Annotated in this window: 20 protein-coding genes; 10 read left to right on the top strand and 10 right to left on the bottom strand. The window is 64.7% G+C overall.

Annotated elements, in window-relative coordinates; translation table 11 throughout:
* Position 1: 1 nt before the first annotated feature.
* From LCM4577_RS13245 to LCM4577_RS13260, 4 genes are read left to right on the top strand one after another with little or no spacing between them, the layout of a single operon-like run.
* Positions 2–961: a carbohydrate ABC transporter permease gene (locus LCM4577_RS13245; protein WP_040987413.1), complete on the top strand. Its 960-nt coding sequence runs from the start codon at positions 2–4 to the stop codon at positions 959–961.
* On the top strand, positions 958–1,194 hold the full coding sequence (locus tag LCM4577_RS13250; protein ID WP_071071607.1) for a hypothetical protein: 237 nt from the start codon (positions 958–960) through the stop codon (positions 1,192–1,194). Before LCM4577_RS13245 ends, LCM4577_RS13250 begins: the two co-directional genes overlap by 4 nt.
* Complete coding sequence (locus LCM4577_RS13255; RefSeq protein ID WP_071029551.1) at positions 1,191–2,294, top strand: ABC transporter ATP-binding protein; 1,104 nt, start codon at positions 1,191–1,193, stop codon at positions 2,292–2,294. Before LCM4577_RS13250 ends, LCM4577_RS13255 begins: the two co-directional genes overlap by 4 nt.
* Positions 2,294–3,397, top strand: a complete 1,104-nt coding sequence (locus tag LCM4577_RS13260; protein ID WP_071071609.1) for an ABC transporter ATP-binding protein — start codon at positions 2,294–2,296, stop codon at positions 3,395–3,397. Before LCM4577_RS13255 ends, LCM4577_RS13260 begins: the two co-directional genes overlap by 1 nt.
* A gap of 21 nt (positions 3,398–3,418) precedes the next feature.
* On the opposite strand, the gene LCM4577_RS13265 is transcribed toward LCM4577_RS13260, so the two are convergent.
* Together LCM4577_RS13265 and LCM4577_RS13270 are read right to left on the bottom strand one after the other, a co-directional pair.
* Positions 3,419–3,850, bottom strand: coding sequence for a DUF4437 domain-containing protein (locus LCM4577_RS13265; RefSeq protein ID WP_071071724.1), 432 nt, complete (start codon positions 3,848–3,850; stop codon positions 3,419–3,421).
* Between the two features lie 102 nt (positions 3,851–3,952).
* On the bottom strand, positions 3,953–4,921 hold the full coding sequence (locus tag LCM4577_RS13270) for an AraC family transcriptional regulator (RefSeq protein ID WP_071071611.1): 969 nt from the start codon (positions 4,919–4,921) through the stop codon (positions 3,953–3,955).
* Positions 4,922–5,012: 91 nt separating this feature from the next.
* On the opposite strand from LCM4577_RS13270, the gene LCM4577_RS13275 reads away from it, so the two are divergent.
* Positions 5,013–6,230, top strand: a complete 1,218-nt coding sequence (locus tag LCM4577_RS13275) for an MFS transporter (protein WP_071071613.1) — start codon at positions 5,013–5,015, stop codon at positions 6,228–6,230.
* Between the two features lie 40 nt (positions 6,231–6,270).
* Here LCM4577_RS13275 and LCM4577_RS13280 read toward each other — a convergent pair whose 3' ends face one another.
* Complete coding sequence (locus tag LCM4577_RS13280; RefSeq protein WP_071029570.1) at positions 6,271–6,852, bottom strand: TetR/AcrR family transcriptional regulator; 582 nt, start codon at positions 6,850–6,852, stop codon at positions 6,271–6,273.
* A 94-nt stretch (positions 6,853–6,946) separates the two neighbouring features.
* On the opposite strand from LCM4577_RS13280, the gene LCM4577_RS13285 reads away from it, so the two are divergent.
* Positions 6,947–7,855, top strand: coding sequence for an SDR family oxidoreductase (locus tag LCM4577_RS13285; RefSeq protein WP_071029557.1), 909 nt, complete (start codon positions 6,947–6,949; stop codon positions 7,853–7,855).
* On the opposite strand, the gene LCM4577_RS13290 is transcribed toward LCM4577_RS13285, so the two are convergent.
* On the bottom strand, positions 7,856–8,203 hold the full coding sequence (locus LCM4577_RS13290) for a GFA family protein (RefSeq protein ID WP_071071614.1): 348 nt from the start codon (positions 8,201–8,203) through the stop codon (positions 7,856–7,858).
* Positions 8,204–8,322: 119 nt separating this feature from the next.
* On the opposite strand from LCM4577_RS13290, the gene LCM4577_RS13295 reads away from it, so the two are divergent.
* Entirely contained in the window at positions 8,323–9,618 is a 1,296-nt protein-coding gene (locus tag LCM4577_RS13295; protein ID WP_071071616.1) for an amidase, read from the top strand.
* A gap of 29 nt (positions 9,619–9,647) precedes the next feature.
* On the opposite strand, the gene LCM4577_RS13300 is transcribed toward LCM4577_RS13295, so the two are convergent.
* The 5 genes from LCM4577_RS13300 to LCM4577_RS13320 are packed head-to-tail and all read right to left on the bottom strand — an operon-like array spanning position 9,648 to position 13,898.
* Positions 9,648–10,034, bottom strand: coding sequence for a hypothetical protein (locus LCM4577_RS13300; protein WP_071071727.1), 387 nt, complete (start codon positions 10,032–10,034; stop codon positions 9,648–9,650).
* 46 nt (positions 10,035–10,080) lie between these two features.
* Positions 10,081–11,058: a hydroxyacid dehydrogenase gene (locus tag LCM4577_RS13305; protein ID WP_083354716.1), complete on the bottom strand. Its 978-nt coding sequence runs from the start codon at positions 11,056–11,058 to the stop codon at positions 10,081–10,083.
* A 5-nt stretch (positions 11,059–11,063) separates the two neighbouring features.
* A complete protein-coding gene (locus LCM4577_RS13310) occupies positions 11,064–11,780 on the bottom strand; it encodes a FadR/GntR family transcriptional regulator (RefSeq protein WP_040987397.1) in 717 nt (238 codons plus the stop codon).
* A gap of 2 nt (positions 11,781–11,782) precedes the next feature.
* A complete protein-coding gene (locus LCM4577_RS13315) occupies positions 11,783–12,952 on the bottom strand; it encodes a mandelate racemase/muconate lactonizing enzyme family protein (protein WP_040987394.1) in 1,170 nt (389 codons plus the stop codon).
* A gap of 58 nt (positions 12,953–13,010) precedes the next feature.
* On the bottom strand, positions 13,011–13,898 hold the full coding sequence (locus tag LCM4577_RS13320) for a sugar phosphate isomerase/epimerase (protein ID WP_040987393.1): 888 nt from the start codon (positions 13,896–13,898) through the stop codon (positions 13,011–13,013).
* A gap of 403 nt (positions 13,899–14,301) precedes the next feature.
* On the opposite strand from LCM4577_RS13320, the gene LCM4577_RS13325 reads away from it, so the two are divergent.
* From LCM4577_RS13325 to LCM4577_RS13335, 3 genes are all read left to right on the top strand, one after another.
* Positions 14,302–15,357, top strand: coding sequence for a sugar phosphate isomerase/epimerase (locus LCM4577_RS13325; protein WP_040987472.1), 1,056 nt, complete (start codon positions 14,302–14,304; stop codon positions 15,355–15,357).
* A gap of 147 nt (positions 15,358–15,504) precedes the next feature.
* The gene (locus LCM4577_RS13330; protein ID WP_071071618.1) at positions 15,505–16,692 is read left to right on the top strand and encodes a Gfo/Idh/MocA family protein; all 1,188 of its coding nucleotides are present in this window, start codon (positions 15,505–15,507) and stop codon (positions 16,690–16,692) included.
* A 222-nt stretch (positions 16,693–16,914) separates the two neighbouring features.
* The gene (locus tag LCM4577_RS13335) at positions 16,915–17,766 is read left to right on the top strand and encodes a sugar phosphate isomerase/epimerase (protein ID WP_041006521.1); all 852 of its coding nucleotides are present in this window, start codon (positions 16,915–16,917) and stop codon (positions 17,764–17,766) included.
* 203 nt (positions 17,767–17,969) lie between these two features.
* On the opposite strand, the gene phnE is transcribed toward LCM4577_RS13335, so the two are convergent.
* Positions 17,970–19,337, bottom strand: a complete 1,368-nt coding sequence (gene phnE, locus LCM4577_RS13340) for a phosphonate ABC transporter, permease protein PhnE (RefSeq protein WP_071071620.1) — start codon at positions 19,335–19,337, stop codon at positions 17,970–17,972.
* Between the last annotated feature and the right edge of the window lie 4 nt (positions 19,338–19,341).

Raw genomic sequence — 19,341 nt, forward strand, 5'->3', positions numbered from 1 at the left:
GATGGCCGCCGTCCGCACTTCTTCCGAGGTCGCCTTCAATCGCGCGGCAATCGTCGCCGTGCTGGTGGTGACGATCATCTTCCTGGCGCCGATCTACTGGATCGCCTCGACGGCCTTCAAGCCGCGCAACCTGGCCACGACGATCCCGCCGACGATCGTGTTCCAGCCGGAGATATCGCCCTTCGTCAAGCTGTTCACCAAGCGCTCGCAGTTGCGCAGCCCGCCGACGCCCGAAGAATACGCGGCCGCCCCATGGTGGGAACGCGTCGTCTTCGACGGCGGCGAGAAGATCGTGCGCGACGGCAAGGGCGCGGTGCAGTGGTCGGGCTATCCGAACCGGTTCATGAATTCGCTGATCGTGGCGATCACCTCGACCGTGCTCGCCGTCGGCATGGGCACGTTCACCGCCTACGGTTTCTCGCGCTTCAGGGTGAAGGGAGAGGCGGACCTGCTCTTCTTCATCCTGTCGACGCGCATGCTGCCGCCGGTGGTGGTCGCGATCCCGATGTTCCTGATGTACCGCGCGGTCGGGCTCAACGATTCCCATCTCGGCCTGATCATCCTCTATACCGCCTTCAACCTGTCCTTCTCGGTCTGGCTGATGAAGGGCTTCATCGACGAGATCCCGAAGGAATATGAGGAGGCGGCGCTCGTCGACGGCTATACGCGCATGGAGGCCTTCTTCAAGATCGTGCTGCCCGAGGCCGCGACCGGCATCGCCGCCACGGCCGTGTTCTGCTTCATCACCGCGTGGAACGAATACGCCTTCGCGCTGATCATGACCAACCGCCGCGCCCAGACCGCGCCGCCCTTCATTCCGAGCCAGGTGGGTTCCGGCCTGCCCGACTGGACGGTGATCGCCGCCGGAACCTTCCTGTTCCTGCTGCCGGTCGCGATCTTCACCTTCCTGCTCCGCAACCATCTGCTGCGCGGCATGTCCTTCGGAGCGATCCGCAAATGAGCTTTCGCGCGATCAATGAAAGATATCTGGAGCCTGGATCGCAGATCCTGATGGTGCTCGGCATCGTCGCGCTCTGCCAGCCCTGGAACATGCTGCTCCACACCTACGGCGTGACCATCATCCTGATCGGCCTGATCGGCTTCAACGTCACCTCCAAGATTCCACGTGAGGAGCAGGCCGGAACGGGACACGGAGCCGACCAGCAGGCGCATAACGCGGKGGCGCAGCATTGACCCAGATCGAGCTTCGCGGCGTCCAGAAATTCTTCGGCGCCGTCCAGGTCATCAAGGACCTGAACCTTGCGATCAACGACAACGAGTTCATCGTGCTGCTCGGACAATCGGGCTGCGGCAAGACGACGACGCTGCGCGCCATCGCCGGGCTGGAGACCATCGACCAGGGCGACATACTGATCGACGGCAAGCCGGTGCAGCACCTCAAGGCCGCCGACCGCGACATCGCCATGGTGTTCCAGTCGTTCTCGCTCTACCCGCACATGAACGTCTACGAGAACATCGCCTTTCCGTTGCGCGCGACGCGCAAGAGCAGAAGCGAGATCGACACCGAGGTGCGCTCGGTGGGCAAGACGCTGCAGATCACCGATCTGCTCGGCAAGAAGCCCTCGGCGCTGTCGGGCGGCGACATGCAGCGCGTGGCCATCGGCCGGGCGCTGGTGCGGCGTCCGAAGGCGATGCTGATGGACGAGCCGATCGGCGCGCTCGATGCCAAGCTGCGCGAGGAAATGCGCGCCGAGATCAAGCGGCTGCACATCAAGCAAGGCTCGACCAGCATCTATGTCACGCACGACCAGATCGAGGCGATGAGCCTCGCCGACCGCATCGTCATCATGCATGAAGGCGTGCTGCAACAGGTCGGCACGCCGGACGAGGTCTATTCCCACCCGGCCAACCTCTTCGTCGCGCAATTCGTCGGCAGCCCGGTGATGAATGTCGCCGAAGCCAAGGTCGCCGAAAAAGCTTCTGTCGCGTCGGTCACGGTCGGGGATGCGGCCGCCGGCTTCGAGTTCCCGCAGGCGCTGCTTTCCAAGCTCAACGGCCACGCCGGCGGCCAGCTCACCTTGGGCATCCGGCCGGAAGGCGTGCTGGTGCGGCGCGAGGCGGCGGACGGGTTCCTGCCGGTCGAAGCGCAAATCATCGAGCCGCTCGGTTCCTTCGACATCGTCGACCTGAAAGTAGGCTCCAAGATGCTGCGCGCCCGCACCAAGAGCGGTTTCATCAGCGGCCCGGGCGAAAAGGTCTATGCGCGGATCGATCCTTCGCAGGCGCATTTCTTCGACGCGGCGAGCGGCAAGTCGCTCGGAGTGAGACTGTAATGGCCCATATCCAGCTGAAAAACATCTCGAAGACATTCGGCAACCATACCGCGCTGTCCAACCTCGACCTCGACATCGCCGACGGCGAATTCTTCGTGCTGCTCGGCGAGACAGGCGCCGGCAAGACGACGACGCTGCGGATGGTCGCCGGTCTCGAAAAACCGACCGAGGGGCAGGTCTTCATCGACGGCGTCGACGTCGCCGATTGGGGCGCGGCCGAGCGCGACGTGGCGCTGGTGCTGCAGCAATATTCGCTCTATCCGCGCTACACGGTGCGACAGAACCTCGAATTCCCGCTGAAGCCGAAGATCCGCCGGCTGCCGGATGCCGAGATCAAGGATCGCGTCGCGCGCGCGGCCCGCACGCTCAGGATTGAGCATCTTCTGGATCGCAAGACCGACCGGCTTTCCGGCGGCGAGATGCAGCGCGTATCGATCGGCCGCGCCATCGTGCGCAAGCCGCGCGTGTTCCTGATGGACGAGCCGCTGTCGGCGCTCGACGCCAAGCTGCGYGAGGCGCTGCGCACGGAGCTGAAGAACCTGCAGATGCAGCTCGGCGCCACGTTCCTGTTCGTCACGCATGACCAGATCGAGGCCATGTCGATGGGCGACAAGGTCGGCGTGCTCAACCATGGCCGCATCGTCCAGACCGGCACGCCGCATGAGATCTATAACAATCCGCGCGACACCTATGTCGCGAGCTTCGTCGGTTCGCCGCCGATGAACCTCATCGACGGCAAGCTGGTCAACGACCGCGCGGTGATGGCGCCGATGAATTTCGAACTACCGCTGTCAACTGAAGCCAAAACCTTTGGCGGGGGCAGGACGAGCGGCGCGACCGACGGTCGCCCGCTCGTCTTCGGCATCCGTCCGGAAGACGTCTATCTGGAAAGCGGCGCGCCGGTCGAGGCGCGGGTTCACGATGTCGAAAACCATGGCGTCGAGAAGATCGTGACGCTCAGGGTTGGCGACACGATGCTGCGGGCTACAGTGCCGGCCAGGACCGATGTCGCGATCGAACAGCCGGTGCGCTTTGCCTGGAATCCGGACAAGGTGGTGATGTTCGACAAGGGCAGTGGGGTGAGCCTGCGTCACGCCGGATAGCGATCCGGCTGGCCTGCTGCCTTACTTCGGGAGATAAGTCTCGTAAGGCTTGTCGTTGATCAGCAGGATCACGCATTCGGTGTCCGACAGGCAGGCGTCGTCATGCATCTCGTTGGCCTTCTGGGTCCAGTAGGAGCCTGGCGGCAACTCGACCTTGGTGGCTTCGCCGCCCTGCATCTGCCAGTGCGCCCAGAGGCCCTTGATGACCACGGCGCGGTAGTCCGCGGTGTGGGCATGGACGGGCGCCCGCCAGTTGCCGGGAACTTTCAGCAGCGTGCCGGCCGGTCCTTTGGCGCGCTCGCCCCATAGCGGACCAAGCCGCTGCGGCTGGTTCGGCGCTTCGACGGCATAAGGGATCTTGTCGGCGGGCAGGTAGCTATCTTCGAGCGCGAAAGCGCGGTTCGGCAACATGGCAGCAGCGGCAAGCGCAAGCGGTGCGAGATGATTGGGCATGGCGGTTTCCTCCGCCATCGAGCTTATGCTGTCTCGACTGGCGGGGAATGACGCGGCGTCCAAAAGACTTGGCAATTCCTCCAGCGGGCTGCCTGCCGGATGTCAGGATTGCTCCTCGGCGCCGGCGTGACGGAAATGGCTTGGCGCCACGCCCATCACCCGCTTGAAGGCTCGGCTGAAGGAGGCTTCCGAATCGTAGCCCAATCTCGCGGCCGTGACCGAAACCCGCATGCCGTCGCGGCTGAGCCATTGCCGCGCCTGGTGCATGCGCACGCGCAGCACATATTTAGCCGGCGTCTCGCCGACCACGCTGGCGAAGCGCTGCGCGAAGGCGGAGCGCGAGGCGCCCATCATCCTGGCCAGCGCCTCGACCGTCCAGTCGCGCTCCGGCTGGAGGTGGATAGCGGCAAGCACCTTGCCGACATCCGGATTGCGCATGGCGGCGATCCAGCCGGTGGCGTCGCCGCAGCCATTCTCGACCCAGGAGCGGATGATGGTGGCGGCGAGCACGTCGGCCAGGCGGGCAAGAATGCCGCCGGAGCCGACGCGGTCCATCGTCACCTCGCCAGCCATCGCGTCGAGCAGATGCTGGATGCCCGGCGCGTTCGCCATCAATTTATGCGCCTGCATCAGGTCGGGCATCATCTCCAGCAGCGGATGCGAGCCGTCGAGGTTGAAATGCATCGAGCCGCAAAACAGCAAGGTCTTGCAGCCGTCGCATCCGTTCGAGACGTCGTAGATGTTCTCGCACACCGGCTCGATCGTGTAGCGGCCGATCGGCACCGGCGGCACGCCGGGCGCGCTCGCCAGCACATGCTCGTCGCCGCGCGGGATCAGCAGCGCGTCGCCCACCGAGAGCTCGATCCACTCCTTGGCAGGCGAGAACAGCCAGCAACCCTGCTGTCCGATGAAATGGAAGCGCGCCGCCTTCTGCGCCGGAAAAGAAACGGCCCAGGGCTCGCCCAGCACGCAGCGGCCATAGTCGACGCCGTCGAGGCGCAGGCCACGCAACATGTCGGTGAGCGGGTCGCCCGAAGTCTGCAAAACCGATTTTGTCGAATTGTAATTCATTTCGGCGTTTCTAGCATGGAAACTCCAGATAGTCACTCCCTATGTTGCACTGCAGCCCAAATGTTGCGCTGCAACCCATCGGAGATTTGACATGACCGAGCCCGTCACAGGCGCCATCGACGCCGCCGTCCTCGACAGAACCGAACCTGAAGAACGAACAGAGCCTGCGTGGGGTGCGGTGGTCTCGCTGGCGCTCGGCGTTTTCGGCCTGGTGACGGCCGAATTCCTGCCCGCCAGCCTGTTGACGCGCCTGGCGCAGGACCTTGGCGTCAGCGAAGGCGCCGCCGGCCAGGCGGTGACGGCGACAGCCGTGGTCGGCGCAATTGCCGCGCCGACCATGGCGATCGTCACCAAGCGGCTCGACCGCCGGCTGGTGATGTGGATCCTCTCCGTCCTTTTGATCGTCTCCAACCTGCTCGCCGCCTTCGCCTCCTCGCTTACAATGCTGCTTCTTGCCCGCGTCGTGCTCGGCGTCGCGCTGGGCGGCTTCTGGTCGATGTCGGCGGCCATGGCGCTCAGGCTGGTGCCGATGCGACTGATGCCGCGCGCCATGTCGATCATCCTCACCGGCGTCTCGGTCGCCACCGTGACGGCGGCTCCGGTCGGCGCCTATGTCGGCGATATCTGGGGCTGGCGCACCGCCTTCATGATCGCGGCGGTCGTCGGCGCGCTGGCGCTTCTGGTGCAGCTCGCCACGCTTCCCAGCCTGCCGCCGACGGCCGTGGCGAGCTTCCGCACGCTGGTCGATGTGCTGAAGCGGCCGATGATCCGCGTCGCGTTGCTGGTGGTGCTGCTGGTCGCGTCGGGTCAGTTCGCCGGCTTCACCTATGTGCGGCCGTTCCTGGAGACGGTGCCGGTCATGCCGATCGCGACCATATCGCTGGTGCTGCTCGCCTATGGCATTGGCGGTTTCTTCGGCAATTTCGCCGGCGCGTTCCTGGCCGAGCGCAATCTGAAGATGGCCGTCGGTGTGGCGCCGCTGCTGATCGCCTTGTCGGCGGCTGCACTGCTCGTGTTCGGGGCCTCGCCCATCACGGCGGCGCTCGCCGTCACCGCCTGGGGCTTTGGCTTCGGCGCGGTGCCGGTCGGCCTGCAGACCTGGTTGGTGCGCGCAGCACCCGATCAGGCCGAGAGCGCCGGCGGCCTGATGGTCGCCACTTTCCAGGTGGCGATCGCGCTCGGCGCCATTGTCGGCGGCTTGCTTGTCGATCATGCCGGTGTCGCGAGCGCCTTCGCTTATGGCGGCGTTGCGACCTTGCTCGCGGCGCTGGTGGCCTTCGCAAGAGGGCCGAAGCAGGCCGCCGAGTAGGCAAGCCCGGCGGTCCTATCAAGCTTCGGCCCGGCGGCTCTCACGAGCGCCGGGCCGATATTGTCGTGATGGCCGATACGAAGCGCGTCAGGCTATGCTCGACATAGGCGGGGAGCTCCATGTCGTCGGGATCGAAGCTCCACCACAGCAGCGAGCCCTGCCAGTGGGCTGCCATAAGCAGGCCGATGTCGTCCGGCACGCCGCGGACGCCGGCGAAACAATCGGCGAGCATCCCGCTCAGCGCCGCCTTCCAGGCGGCGCCGCGCGCCCTGAGCATGGGATCGCGCAAATCCTCGCGCAAGACGAGCAAACCTTCGGCATAGGATTCGATGTCGCCATAGCCGCTGGAGAGAGCAACCAGCAGCTCGACGGCGCCGGCCGGGGTTCTGGGGACCGATGCCGCCGCCTGCTCGGTCTTTCGGTCGAGACCATCCCAGGCATAGAGCAGCGTGCGCTGCTTCAGCAGCGTCTTGTTCTTGAAGCGCTGCACCAGCGTCGAGCCTGAAAGGCCGCTGGCCCGCGCCAGCCTTTCGAAGGTCAATGCTTCCGGTCCGTCGGCATGCATCAACCGGTACGCGGCTTCCAGAACCTGTTCGTCGGACTGGGTTTTTGGCCTGGTCATCTTGACTCTCATTTATAAACGAATGATCATTTATAAATGATGGGCATGGCAAACGCCAGCTCTGATTGTGCGCAGTTCCGGTTCGGAGGTTTCAATGACGCTTCAAGGAAAAGTCGCGCTCGTCGCCGGCGCAACGCGCGGCGCGGGCCGTGGAATTGCGGTCGAACTGGGCGCTGCCGGCGCCACCGTCTATGTGACCGGACGCACGACGCGAACTTCGCAATCGGATTATCAGCGTCCCGAAACCATCGAGGAAACAGCGGAACTGGTGACCGCACAAGGCGGCAAGGGTATTGCCGTCCGGGTCGACCATCTGGTCTCCGAAGAGGTGCAGAAACTTGTCGCGCGTATCCGCGCGGAGCAGGGCCGCCTCGATATCCTGGTCAATGACGTCTGGGGCGGTGAAAAGCTCTTTGAGTGGAACAAGTCCGTCTGGGAACACGATCTGGACAACGGCCTGCGGCTGCTGCGGCTGGGGATCGATACGCACCTGATCACCGCGCATCACGCGCTGCCGTTGATGATCGAGCGTCCAGGCGGATTGCTCATCGAGGTCACCGACGGCACGGCCGAATACAATGCCGGGCACTATCGGCTATCGCCCTTCTACGATCTCGCCAAGGTGGCGGTGAACCGTATGGCATGGGCGCATGCCAAAGACCTCGAAAAGCATGGCGCGACGTCCGTCTCGCTGACGCCGGGCTGGCTGCGCTCGGAGATGATGCTGGAGGCACTCGGCGTGCAGGAAGAGAACTGGCGCGACGCGACAGCCAATGTGCCGCATTTCGTCATATCCGAGACGCCGCGCTTCGTCGGCCGCGCCGTAGCGGCGCTGGCCTCCGACCCGCGGCGCTCGCGCTGGAATGGCCAGTCGCTTTCGAGTGGCGGGCTGGCGCAGGTCTACGGCTTTACCGATCTCGACGGCTCGCGGCCTGACGCCTGGCGCTACGTGCCGGAGGTCCAGGATGCCGGCAAGCCGGCGGATGCGACCGGCTACCGCTAATCAGGCCGAGCGGCCGTCGAACTCGAAAACTTCGATCGTCGCAAGATCGATGTCCTCGAGGCAGTTGATGTTGATATAGGCGGTTCGTCCGCTGCCCTGGCTGACGTCTTCGGCAAAGGGATGCATGCCGCAGGTGCGGCAGAAGCGATGCGCGATTTGAGCTTTGCCGAAGGTGTAGCGGCCGAGGTCGTCGCCCCAGGCGACCAGATTGAGCGTCTCATGCGGCACAGCCCACAACAGCGCGCCCTTGCGCCGGCAGATCGAGCAGTTGCAGCGCACGGTCATGCCGAGCTCGCCCTCGACGTCGAACGCCACCTTGCCGCAGTGGCAGCTGCCTTTGTACAGCATCAGCATCTTCCCATCGCTGGCAGGGTGCAAAGGCACGCTTGCCGGTTTATCTCTTGCGCCGGCCCAACATCAGGCCGTGCGTTAAAGACGTGGCAACTTTGCAGGGCCCGACATCGAAAATGCAATCCGTACGCGACCGTCTGGAAATCATCCTGTCACGTCTTGCCAATCGCGCGGGCGATGAGAAGGTCTTCACGAAGCTCTATGCCGAGGCCGCGCGGGCCGCCGCCGATGCGTCCGATGCCCGCCGCAAGGCCGGTGTGAGCCTCGGCCCGCTCGACGGGCGCATCGTCTCGATCAAGGACCTGTTCGATGTCGCCGGCGAGCCGACGACGGCAGGGTCGATGATCCGAGCCGGCGCCGCACCCGCCGCGCGAGATGCGGCGATCGTCCAGAGGCTGCGCCAGGCCGGGGCGGTCATCCTCGGCAAGACCAACATGACCGAGTTCGCCTTCACCGCGATCGGCGACAATCCGCATTACGGCACGCCTGGCAACGCCACCGATGCCAGCCTGATCCCGGGCGGCTCGTCATCGGGAGGGGGCGTTGCGGTCGGCGAAGGCACAAGCGACATATCCATCGGATCGGACACCGGGGGGTCCGTGCGCATCCCGGCCTCGCTCAACGGCGTCGTCGGCTTCAAGCCGACGGCGAGGCGCGTGCCCTTGGCCGGCGCCTTTCCGCTGTCGATGACACTGGATTCGATCGGCCCGCTTGCCCGCAGCGTCGCCGATTGCGGGATCGCCGACGCGATCATGGCCGGAGAAGAGCCGGCTGCGCTTCAGTTGGTCCCGCTCGCGACCCTGCGCATCGGCATCCCACGCGGCGTGCTGTTCGGCGAGACGCAAGCGGAGGTCGCGGCAGCTTTCGAGGCCTGCATCCACAGGATCGGACGGGCTGGCGCCCGCGCCGCCGATTTGCCGATCGACGATCTCATCGCCGAGATGCGCGCGGCCACCAGGCGCGGCACGATCGCTTCCATGGAAGGGGCCGAAGTGCATGCCGATTGGCTGACGAGCGGCGCCTCGGTGCCGGTCGATCCGCACGTCACCGGGCCATTGTCGCGCGCGCTTGCCGTCCCCGCTTCCGCCTATATCCGAACGATCCGCCGTCGCGGCGAGCTTGCGGCCGCCATGGCGGAGCGGCTGGAGACGGTCGATGCGCTGGTATTGCCGACCGTGCCGATGGTCGCGCCTTCCACCGCCGCCATGGCCGGCGATGAGGCGCTGCGCGACAAGACGGAAGGGCTGCTCTTGCGCAACACGCAGGTCGCCAACCAGTTCGACCTCTGCGCGATCTCGTTGCCGATGCCCGGCACCAAGCTGCCCGCCGGATTGATGCTGGTGGGCAGACATGGGGATGATCACCGGCTGCTGCGCATTGCCGCCGCGGTGGAGACATTGATCGCAAGTTGAAAGCGCGGCTCTCCGCAGGGTACTGGTCCTCAGCGGCTTGAGCAGTGAGCGCGCTCGCTGTCCTTGGCCGCCCGCTCGATGCCGGTCGCGACCAAGGTCGGGAGGCTGTACTGCTTGCCGTTGAAGGTATGCGGCCGGTTCTCGACCGTGCCGGCAACGACAACCTTGCCGGCATAAAGCTTGTCCGACAGATCGAGCGCCTTGTCCTGTTGCGGCAGGCCGTCGATGTCGATCCACACACCCTTGACGATCTTGCCGGTGGCGAGGTCGAGCGCGCTGTTCGAAGGGCAGGGCGCCATCACGCAGCGTAGACCGTTATCGCAGGGCACATAGCTGCCTTGATCAGTTCGAGCGCCCGTTGCGGCGACGCAGGTGCCAGCGGTCAGAACCAGGATTTCCGCGAGGTGCTTGGCCATGGCGGTGAAGGTCGCTGCCAAATCGGCGAAAATTGAGGCGCGGACTTCAGCCGGCGGGAAAGCGCCGGCGATAATGCTCGACGACTTCCGGATTGCGCAGATTGACCGGCAGTTTGCCGGCGAGCACCAGCAGCGCCTCGTTTGCCGCGCCGACGCCCATGCGCATCATCGATTCCTCGGTGATGCCGGCCATATGGGGAGTGACGATGACGTTGTCGAAGCCGAAATAGGGGTGGTTCGGCGGCAGCGGCTGCGTGGAAAAGACGTCGAGCGCGGCGCCGCCGATGCGGCCTTTCTGCAGTGCCTCGATCAGCGCTTCGTCGTCCACCACCGGGCCGCGCGCGACATTGATCAGCAGCGCGTTGGGCTTCATGCGGGCGATGCGCTCGCGGCTGATCAGGCCGCGCGTTTCCTCCGTCAGCGGGCAGCAGAGCACGATGATGTCGCTCTGCTCGACCAGCGCGTCGATCGACAGGAAGCCGACACGCTCGGGCGCCGGACGCAGGCTGCGCGTGGTCGCCACGACATTGAGGTCGAAGCCGTGCGCGGCAATATGGCCGACGGCCTGGCCGACCGCGCCGAGGCCGACGATGCCGATCGTCTTGCCGGCAAGCTCGCTGGTCGAATTGGCATGCTCGCGCCCGGCAAGCCAGCCCTTGGCGCGCAGGTCGCGGTCCATCATGCGGAAGCGCCGCAGCAAAGCGAGTGCAACGAACATCACATGTTCGGCGACCGAGCGGGCATTGACGGCAGGCACGTTCGCCACCAGCACGCCGGCGGCGGTCGCGGCCTCGACCGGGATCATGTCCAGCCCGGCGCCGTGGCGGATCGCGGCGCGCAGGCCCGAGGCGTCCGCGAACAGCTCCGGCGGCAGCGGCGCCCGCACGATGACGATGTCGGCGTCGCGGGCCTCATTGGTCAGTGTCTTGGGATCGAGGGCGGAAGCGATCGCGAGCCGCCCGGCGCCGGCCAGCATGGCCGTCGCGCGCGGGTGCAGCGGATGCGTCGAGAGGATCTTGCGCACCGCACTCAGGCCTTTTCGAGCGCAGCGTTCTTCGGCTCCGCCGCGCGACCTTCGATGATCCCCTTCCAATAGCTCTCGGCGCCCTGCAAATGGGCATTCATCAAGGCCTGGGCGAGATTGCCGTCGCGGCGCAGCAGCGCCTCGTAGATCTGGATGTGCTCGGCATGCGAGCGCACGCTGCGTTCGGGATCGTTGAAGTAGATCGGCAGGCGCTGCTCGCCCATCAGGTAATAGACGCTGCAGATATTGTGGAAGACGCTGTTCTTGGTCGCGCGCACGATCTCGAGGTGGAACTCGCGGTCCTCCTTGGCGAGGCCTTCGCCGGCGGCGATGCGCTCCTCGGAAGCCTTCAGGATCTCGCGCAGGCGTTCGAAATTCTCTTCCGTGGCGCGCGAGCAGGCAAGCTCGGCCGCCTTGATCTCGTGGATCTTGCGCAGCTCGACGGTTTCGTAGATCTGCACCGGATCGAGCGGCAGGCCCGCGCGCGCGAACAGCGCCAGCGCTTCCACGCTCGCCTGCTTGGTGTCGATATAGATGCCGGACTTCGCACGCCGCTCGACGATGCGCATGGCTTCGAGGATGGCCAGCGCCTCGCGGATCTGGCCGCGGCTGACGCCGAAATGCTCCGCCAGCTCGCGCTCCGAAGGTGTGCGGCCGGACTCCTTGTCCGAGTTGGAAAAGAGATAGGCGGCAAGTTCCGCGAGAAGATTCTTTTCTTTCATCGTCAAATACGTTGCGCGTGCGCCTCCAGGAATCGCTCGGAGATGGTGAAACCCAATCCAGGCTTTTCAGGGATCGCTATCATACCGTCCTTCGCTTCGACAGTCTCCTCGACAAGGTCGTGGATCATCGGATTGGCGCCGAGCGAATATTCGATGATGAAGGAGGCGGGCGAGGCCGCACACACATGCAGCCCGGCAAAGAAGCAGGGCGCGCCCGCCCAAAGATGCGGTGCGAAGCGCAGGTTGAAGGCGCTGGCGATGGTGCCGATCTTCATCGCCTCGCTGATGCCGCCGCAAAACGCCGGATCCGGTTGGAAGATGTCGGCCGATTTCAGCACCGCCAGGTCGCGGAAAGCGTAGCGCGTCGCCTCGCTTTCGCCCGTGGCGATCGGCGTCGAGCCCGAGGCGCGCACCTCGGCCATGCCCGGCTTGTCGTCGGCGATCACCGGTTCCTCGAACCAGGCGAGGTCGAGATCGCCGGTGAGCCTGATGAAGCGCTTGGCCTCGGCCACGGTGTAGGTGCCGTGCGCGTCTACCATCAGGTCGACGTCGGGACCGATCGCCTGCCTTGCGGCGCGCACGCGCGCGGCCGACACATGCGGGGCGCCGTCCATGGCGCCGACGCGCATCTTCAGCGCCTTGAAGCCGCCCTTGGCGATGTAGGATTGCAACTGCTCTCCGATGGCGTCAGGGGAGGCCCAGCCCCCCGAGGCATAGGCCTGCATGCGCTCGACCTTGCGGCCGCCGAGCAGTCGCCATACCGGCTGCCCGAGCGACTTGCCGAGAATGTCCCAGAGCGCGATGTCGACGGCGCTGATCGCCGCCACGCTCATGCCGCGCCGCGCCAGTTGCGGCATGGCATGGCCGGCATGCGCCGCCGTCTCGTGCCGCACGCCGTTGTAGAGCATCTCCCAGATGATGCCGATGTCGGCGGGGTCGCGGCCGACGAGCTGCGGGCCGATCTCGTGGTTGAGCATATGGACGAGCGCGCCATAGCTGCCGGCGCTGCCGGCGGCGTTCTTGCCCTCGCCCCAGCCGACCAGGCCATCGTCCGTCTCGATGCGCAGAATGGCGGCGTCGAACGTCGTCACCTGACCGAAGTCGCTGCGATGCTGCTTCGCGACTTCGATCGGGATGCGAACCCACCAGGCCTGGACGCTTTTGATGCGCATGTTTTCCCTTCGGCCCCTCCGCCCCATGAGAGCGGAAGGGATGCATTTCAATCGGAGATCACTTGATCAGCGGCAGAAGCGTTTCGGCGGTTATGCGCATCTGGTCGGTGTAGAATTTTTCCGTGAGCAGGCTGGAGCCGTGGTCCTGGATGAATTTCAGCTGCTCGGGCGAGATGTCGACCGGATTGCGCTCGACCATCTCCGGATAGGGCGCGGCCGGCGTGCGGTCGACCGGCGCGACGAATTCGTTGGTCAGCGCGCCGTCATAGCCGACTTCCTTCAGCGTGCGGACGATCTTCGGCCAGTCGATCTGGCCAAGGCCGGCGGCGAAGCGGTTGTTGTCGGCGACATGGAAGTCGAACAGGCGCTTGCCGACCTGACGGATCGCGTCGTAGACGTTAAATTCCTCCATGTGGATGTGGTATGCGTCGAGGCAGACGCCGCATTCGGGGCTCACCGCGTCGGCGAGCGCCAGCGCCTGGGCGCCGCGATTGAAGAGATAGGTCTCGAAGCGGTTGAGCGGCTCGACGGCGATCCTGACGCCGACCTTCTTGGCATGGGTGAAGCATTCGCGCGTGGCGTCGACCACCCAGCCCCATTCCTCCGCCTCGGTGCCGTCCGGCACGACCTTGCCCACGGTCGCGGGCACCAGCGTGATGATCTCGCCGTCGAGCTCGCTCACCATGGTGAGCACGTCCTTCACATATTGGACGGAGCGCTCGCGCTGTCCCTGGTCCCTGGCGGCGAGGTTGCGCTCACCCAGCATCAGCGTCACCGAACCCCAGCAGCGGATGCCGTGCTCCTTGAGCAGCGCACGCGTCTCCTTGGTCTTGTACTGCTCGGGCTCGCCGGAAATCTCGATCGATTCGTAGCCGAACTTCTTGATGCGCTTCAGCGTCACCTCCAGCGGCTCCGCCCGCATCCAATTGTGCGTCGAAAGATGCATGGTCTATCCTTCCCAGAATTCGCCTGTCACGTTTTCACCCCGCGACGCCTCCCGCAGAGGCGGCCGGACGACTCCTCCCCAAGGCGTTGCCARCATTTTCCTCGAAACTGGTTCGACCAATTGGGCCTGCCATGTCCTCTACAGCAAATTTTCATGCGCGGCAAGAAGTGGACAGGGGAAGCTTCATATCTCGGTCAATTACATGATTTAACGTGGTAATTTCACCTTTTTAATTGCCGGCCAGACCCTTCTGCCGGCTTTTCAGGTGCTTGACCGAATTATGGGATTTGGTAATACCAGAATGGCATGGCGCTGAGATGCCGGTGAGTTTGCCCAAACAGGCTGGCCCTCGCTCCAATCGACGCTATGCTTGGTGGCGAAACAAGAGAGAGGGAGGATGCCGATGCCGACGACGATGAAGGGGCCTGGCCTGTTTCTGGCGCAGTTCGCGGGCGACGCCGCGCCGTTCAATTCACTGGCTTCGATCACCAAATGGGCGGCAGGGCTCGGCTACAAGGGCGTGCAGATCCCGACCTGGGACGGGCGCCTGTTCGACCTCGAGAAGGCGGCGTCGTCGAAGGCCTATTGCAACGAGGTGAAAGGCATCTGCGCCGACGCGGGCGTCGAGATCACGGAGCTGTCGACGCATCTGCAGGGCCAGCTGGTGGCGGTGCATCCCGCCTATGACGCGCAGATGGATGGCTTCGCGCCGCCATCAGTGCACAACAATCCCAAGGCGCGGCAGAAATGGGCCGTCGAGCAGATGAAGTTCGGCGCCAAGGCATCGCGCAATCTCGGGCTGGATGCCTCGGTATCTTTCACCGGCTCGCTGGCTTTCCCCTACCTCTATCCCTTCCCGCAGCGACCGGCCGGACTGATCGAGGAAGCCTTCGACGAGCTCGGCAAGCGCTGGAAGCCGATCCTCGATGTCTACGAGGACAATGGCGTCGATGTCGGCTACGAGATCCATCCTTCGGAGGATGTGTTCGACGGCGCGACCTTCGAGATGTTCCTCGACGCGGTCGGCGGCCACAAGCGCTGCAACATCAATTACGACCCGTCGCATTTCCTGCTGCAGCAGCTCGACTATCTCGAGTTCATCGACATCTATCACGAGCGGATCAAGGCGTTCCACGTCAAGGATGCCGAGTTCAACCCGACCGGGCGGCAGGGCGTCTACTCGGGCTACCAGGGCTGGGTGAACCGGGCAGGCCGCTTCCGCTCGCTGGGCGACGGGCAGGTCGATTTCGGCGGCATCTTCTCCAAGCTCGCCCAGTACAATTACGATTCCTGGGCGGTGCTGGAATGGGAATGCTGCCTGAAACATCCCGAGGACGGGGCGGCTGAGGGCGCGCCCTTCATCCAGCATCACATCATCCGAGTGACCGAGAAGGCCTTCGACGATTTCGCCGCCGGCACGACCGACAAGAAGCTGCTGCGCGCGATGATGGGGATTTGACCCGGGAACTTCCGTGGGAAGATTCGACCGCGGGTCCGGGTGGGGTTGAATTCCAAGTCGCAGCGGACCTTTATACCCCGCCCGACGCCGTGCGTCGTCCCTCTCCGCACGGGGGAGGGTGAGAAGCCAAAGAGGAGAGGACGAAGAATGGTCGGCGCATCGAAGTCGGAAGCGGGAGGCGGCCCGATCCGCTATGGCATGGTCGGCGGCGGGCAGGGCGCCTTCATCGGTGCGGTGCATCGCATCGCAGCGCGTATGGACAACGACTTCGTGCTGGTGGCCGGCGCATTGTCGTCGAACCCGGAACGGGCAAAGGCGTCGGCCGAAGAACTCGGGCTCGATCCGTCACGCAGCTATGGCTCCTATGCCGAAATGGCCAAGGCCGAGGCCAAGCGTCCCGACGGCATCGAGGCGGTGGCGATCGTGACGCCAAACAATGTGCATGTGCCGGCGGCCAAGGCCTTCCTCGAGGCCGGCATCCATGTCATCTGCRACAAGCCGCTGGCGACCTCGCTGGCCGAGGCGAAGAAGCTGGCGGCGCTGGTCGAGAAGACCGGCAAGGTGTTCGTGCTGACCCACAACTACACCGCCTATCCGATGATCCGGCAGGCGCGCGAGATGGTGGCCAAGGGCATGCTCGGTGACATCCGCATCGTGCAGTCGGAATATCCGCAGGACTGGCTGACCGAAGACCTCGCCGCCACCGGCCAGAAGCAGGCCTCCTGGCGTTCCGATCCCAAGCAGGCCGGCGCCGGCGGCGCGCTGGGCGACATAGGCACGCATGCCTACAACCTCGCCCGCTTCGTGTCCGGGCTGGAACTGGATTCCTTGTCGGCGGATCTCGACGCCTTCGTGCCGGGCCGCCAGCTCGACGACAATGTCAACGTCATGCTGCGCTTCAAGCCGGTTGGCAACAAGCATCCGGCCAAGGGCATGATCTGGGCAAGCCAGGTGGCGCCCGGTCATGAGAACGGGCTGAAGCTGCGCATCTACGGCTCCAAGGGCGGGCTGGAATGGGTGCAGGCCGACCCGAACTACCTCTGGTACACGCCGTTCGGCCAGCCGAAGCAACTGCTCACGCGAGCCGGCGCCGGCGCGATGCCGGTGGCCGCGCGCGTCAGCCGCGTGCCGTCCGGCCATCCTGAGGGCTATCTCGAAGGCTTTGCCAACATCTACCAGGAGGCCGCCCGCGCCATCCGTGCCGCGCGCCGGAAGGGCGGCAAGCCGGCCAAGGATGTGATCTTCCCGACGATCGCGGACGGCGTTGAAGGGATGGCCTTCATCGAGGCTTGCGTGAAATCGTCGAAGAAGAACGGGGCCTGGACGAAGCTTTAGGGGTGACGGCTGCGTCGTCTAAGGAAGCCTCCCTCACCCGGATTGCCAGCCGAATTGCAAACGCAATTCGGGGCAATCCGACCTCTCCCCGAGGGGAGAGGAGGGGGCCGGCGCCGACCTCTTCTCCCCTCGGGGAGAAGGTGGCCGCGAAGCGGTCGGATGAGGGGGAGTGTGGCGTAGCTGGCGCAGGAGTTGGCCAGCCGTCAGAGGGGAGGGGTGTCGATGAAAATCGGCATGTGCATGTTCTTGTGGACGACCAGTGTCTCGAAGAAGCACGAGGCGCTGCTGAGGGACATCAAGGCGACCGGCTTCGACGGCGTCGAGATACCGGTCTTCGTCGGGGCGCCCGACGATTATAAAAAACTCGGTGAGATGCTCGACCGCATCGGCCTGGAGCGCACCGCGGTCTCGGCCATGGGCGATCCGGCGATGAACCTGATCTCGCCGGATGCCGCGACCCGTAAGGCCGGCATCGACTACATGAAATGGGCGATCGACTGCAGCGCGGCGCTCGGCGCGAAGACGCTCAGCGGTCCGCTGCATTCGACGCTCGGCGCCTTCTCCGGCAGCGGGCCGACTTCCGCCGAAAAAAAGCGCTCGGTCGCCTCGCAGCGCGCCATCGGCGACCATGCCGGCAAGAAAGGCGTGACCATCGGGCTGGAAGCGCTCAACCGCTTCGAATGCTACCTGGTCAACACCATGGCCGACCTGTGCGAGCATATCGACGCGATCGACCGGCCGCACATCAAGGCGATGTACGACACGTTCCACGCCAATATCGAGGAGGCCGACCCGATCGGCGCCTATACGAAGCATCGTCGCAATGTCGTCCATATCCATATTTCGGAAAACGATCGCGGCGTGCCGGGGCGCGGCAACATCCCGTGGAAGGAGACTTTCGCGGCGATCCGCAAAAGCGGCTATGACGATTGGCTGACCATCGAGGCGTTCGGCCGCTCGCTGAAGGATCTGGCGGCGGCGACCAAGGTGTGGAGGGATTTCGCCGAGAGCCCGGAGGCGGTTTATCGCGAGGGGTATCGGCATATTAGGAACGGGTGGAAAAGAGCTGCGTAAGCGACTCTCTCTTCGTCATCCACGGGCGGAGCGGGAGCGAAGCGGACGCGGAGACCCGAGGATCCATTCCGTGACGTCGACGCTCCGCAACGATGCAGAGTTCTGCACCGCTGCACTCTACGGCTTAGGTAACGGCATGGATCCTCGGGTCTGCGCGCGTCGCTCCGCTCCTTGCTCCGCCCGTGGATGACGAAGGCGCGAAACTACCCCCGCTCGGCCTGCAACCTATTATAGTCATGCAGCGTGCGGCTGAGCCTGCGGCGCAGGAAGTTCGAGATGTTGTCGAAGATGAAGACGACGAGCAGCGTCAAAAGCACCATGTAGAAGACGTTTGCCCAGTTCGAGTTGGTGCGCATCGCTTCCCATAGTTTCAACCCGATACCGCCGGCGCCGACGGCGCCGATGATGGTCGCGCCGCGGGTGTTCGATTCCCATTGGTAGAGCGTCTGGCTGATGAAGACCGGCACCACTTCCGGCAGCACGCCGTAGCGCTGCACCAAAATGCCGTTGGCGCCGGTCGACAGCACGCCCTCGCGCGGCTTGTCGTCGATGTTCTCCAGCGCCTCGGAATAGGTTTTGCCCAATGTGCCGATCTCGGTGAAGAAGATCGCGGCGCTGCCGGCCAGCGGTCCGGGGCCGAAGGCGCGGGTGAAGAACAGCGCCCAGATCAGCATGTCGACCGAGCGCATGAAGTCGAAGAAGCGCTTCAGCACCTGGCTCAGCATGCCGCTCGGCGTGATGTTGCGGGCGGCGAAGAAGGCAAGCGGGAAGGCGACGATGCCGCCGAGCAGCGTGCCGAGGAACGCCATGACGATGGTCTGCAGCAGTTTCGTCCAGACGTCGCCGTGCTGCCATTGGGCGTTGTTCCAGATATTGTCGGCGGCCAGAGCGAGGTTCGACGTGCCGGGCTTGAGCTCAGGCCCGGAGACGATCAACGAGATGACTTCGCTATAGGGTTTGCCGAAGAAGGGCGAGCGCGTATCGAAGACGAAATTCGCCCAACCGAGAAAGCGTTTTCGCACCTTGACGCGGTCGACGGTGACGCGCACCTCGCCGGCAAAACCCATTTTGGCGACGATCTCGTCGTCATGGACGGTCACCCAGCCGGGCACCGGGCCGGTCACGACCGGCTTGCCCCCGGTCAGCGATATCGGCACGGTCACGCCGTTGGCCGTGATCGTCGCCCGGGTCTTGTCGAAGGTTACAGATTTGGCGCTGCCGTCAATCTGGACGGTGTAGGTGCCGTCGGGGTTCTTGATCACCCAATCGGGATTGGGGTTTTCGCCGAGCGCCGAGAAGCGCGGATATTTCGGCGTGATCTCGGGCTGGTCGAGCCGGAACTCCGGCTGCAGGTCGTAGCTGATCCATTGCGACAGGAAAAGCGGCAGGCGCTCCCAGTGCGACTCGCGCAGCACCTGCGGCAGACTGAAGAACCACAGGGCATAGGCAAGATAGAGCACCGTGCCCGCTATCATCAGCAGCGGCCAGAAGCGCTTGTAGGCCGGCCGCTGGAAGATCTGCGGGTGGCGGTCTTCGATAGCCTTGACTTGATCGGCGGTCATCGCAGGCATGTCT

It is taken from the genome of Mesorhizobium sp. LCM 4577 (assembly GCF_001854795.2).
GTDB classification, from domain to species: Bacteria; Pseudomonadota; Alphaproteobacteria; order Rhizobiales; family Rhizobiaceae; genus Mesorhizobium; species Mesorhizobium plurifarium.

Excerpts from the sequence above, each read along its gene's own strand:
- LCM4577_RS13245 (WP_040987413.1), top strand. The coding sequence starts at position 2 with ATGGCCGCCGTCCGCACTTCTTCCGAGGTCGCCTTCAATCGCGCGGCA.
- LCM4577_RS13265 (WP_071071724.1), bottom strand. The coding sequence starts at position 3,850 with ATGCCCAATCATCTCGCACCGCTTGCGCTTGCCGCTGCTGCCATGTTG.
- LCM4577_RS13270 (WP_071071611.1), bottom strand. The coding sequence starts at position 4,921 with ATGAATTACAATTCGACAAAATCGGTTTTGCAGACTTCGGGCGACCCG.
- LCM4577_RS13275 (WP_071071613.1), top strand. The coding sequence starts at position 5,013 with ATGACCGAGCCCGTCACAGGCGCCATCGACGCCGCCGTCCTCGACAGA.
- LCM4577_RS13280 (WP_071029570.1), bottom strand. The coding sequence starts at position 6,852 with ATGACCAGGCCAAAAACCCAGTCCGACGAACAGGTTCTGGAAGCCGCG.
- LCM4577_RS13285 (WP_071029557.1), top strand. The coding sequence starts at position 6,947 with ATGACGCTTCAAGGAAAAGTCGCGCTCGTCGCCGGCGCAACGCGCGGC.
- LCM4577_RS13290 (WP_071071614.1), bottom strand. The coding sequence starts at position 8,203 with ATGCTGTACAAAGGCAGCTGCCACTGCGGCAAGGTGGCGTTCGACGTC.
- LCM4577_RS13295 (WP_071071616.1), top strand. The coding sequence starts at position 8,323 with ATGCAATCCGTACGCGACCGTCTGGAAATCATCCTGTCACGTCTTGCC.
- LCM4577_RS13300 (WP_071071727.1), bottom strand. The coding sequence starts at position 10,034 with ATGGCCAAGCACCTCGCGGAAATCCTGGTTCTGACCGCTGGCACCTGC.
- LCM4577_RS13310 (WP_040987397.1), bottom strand. The coding sequence starts at position 11,780 with ATGAAAGAAAAGAATCTTCTCGCGGAACTTGCCGCCTATCTCTTTTCC.
- LCM4577_RS13315 (WP_040987394.1), bottom strand. The coding sequence starts at position 12,952 with ATGCGCATCAAAAGCGTCCAGGCCTGGTGGGTTCGCATCCCGATCGAA.
- LCM4577_RS13320 (WP_040987393.1), bottom strand. The coding sequence starts at position 13,898 with ATGCATCTTTCGACGCACAATTGGATGCGGGCGGAGCCGCTGGAGGTG.
- LCM4577_RS13325 (WP_040987472.1), top strand. The coding sequence starts at position 14,302 with ATGCCGACGACGATGAAGGGGCCTGGCCTGTTTCTGGCGCAGTTCGCG.
- LCM4577_RS13335 (WP_041006521.1), top strand. The coding sequence starts at position 16,915 with ATGAAAATCGGCATGTGCATGTTCTTGTGGACGACCAGTGTCTCGAAG.
- phnE (WP_071071620.1), bottom strand. The coding sequence starts at position 19,337 with ATGCCTGCGATGACCGCCGATCAAGTCAAGGCTATCGAAGACCGCCAC.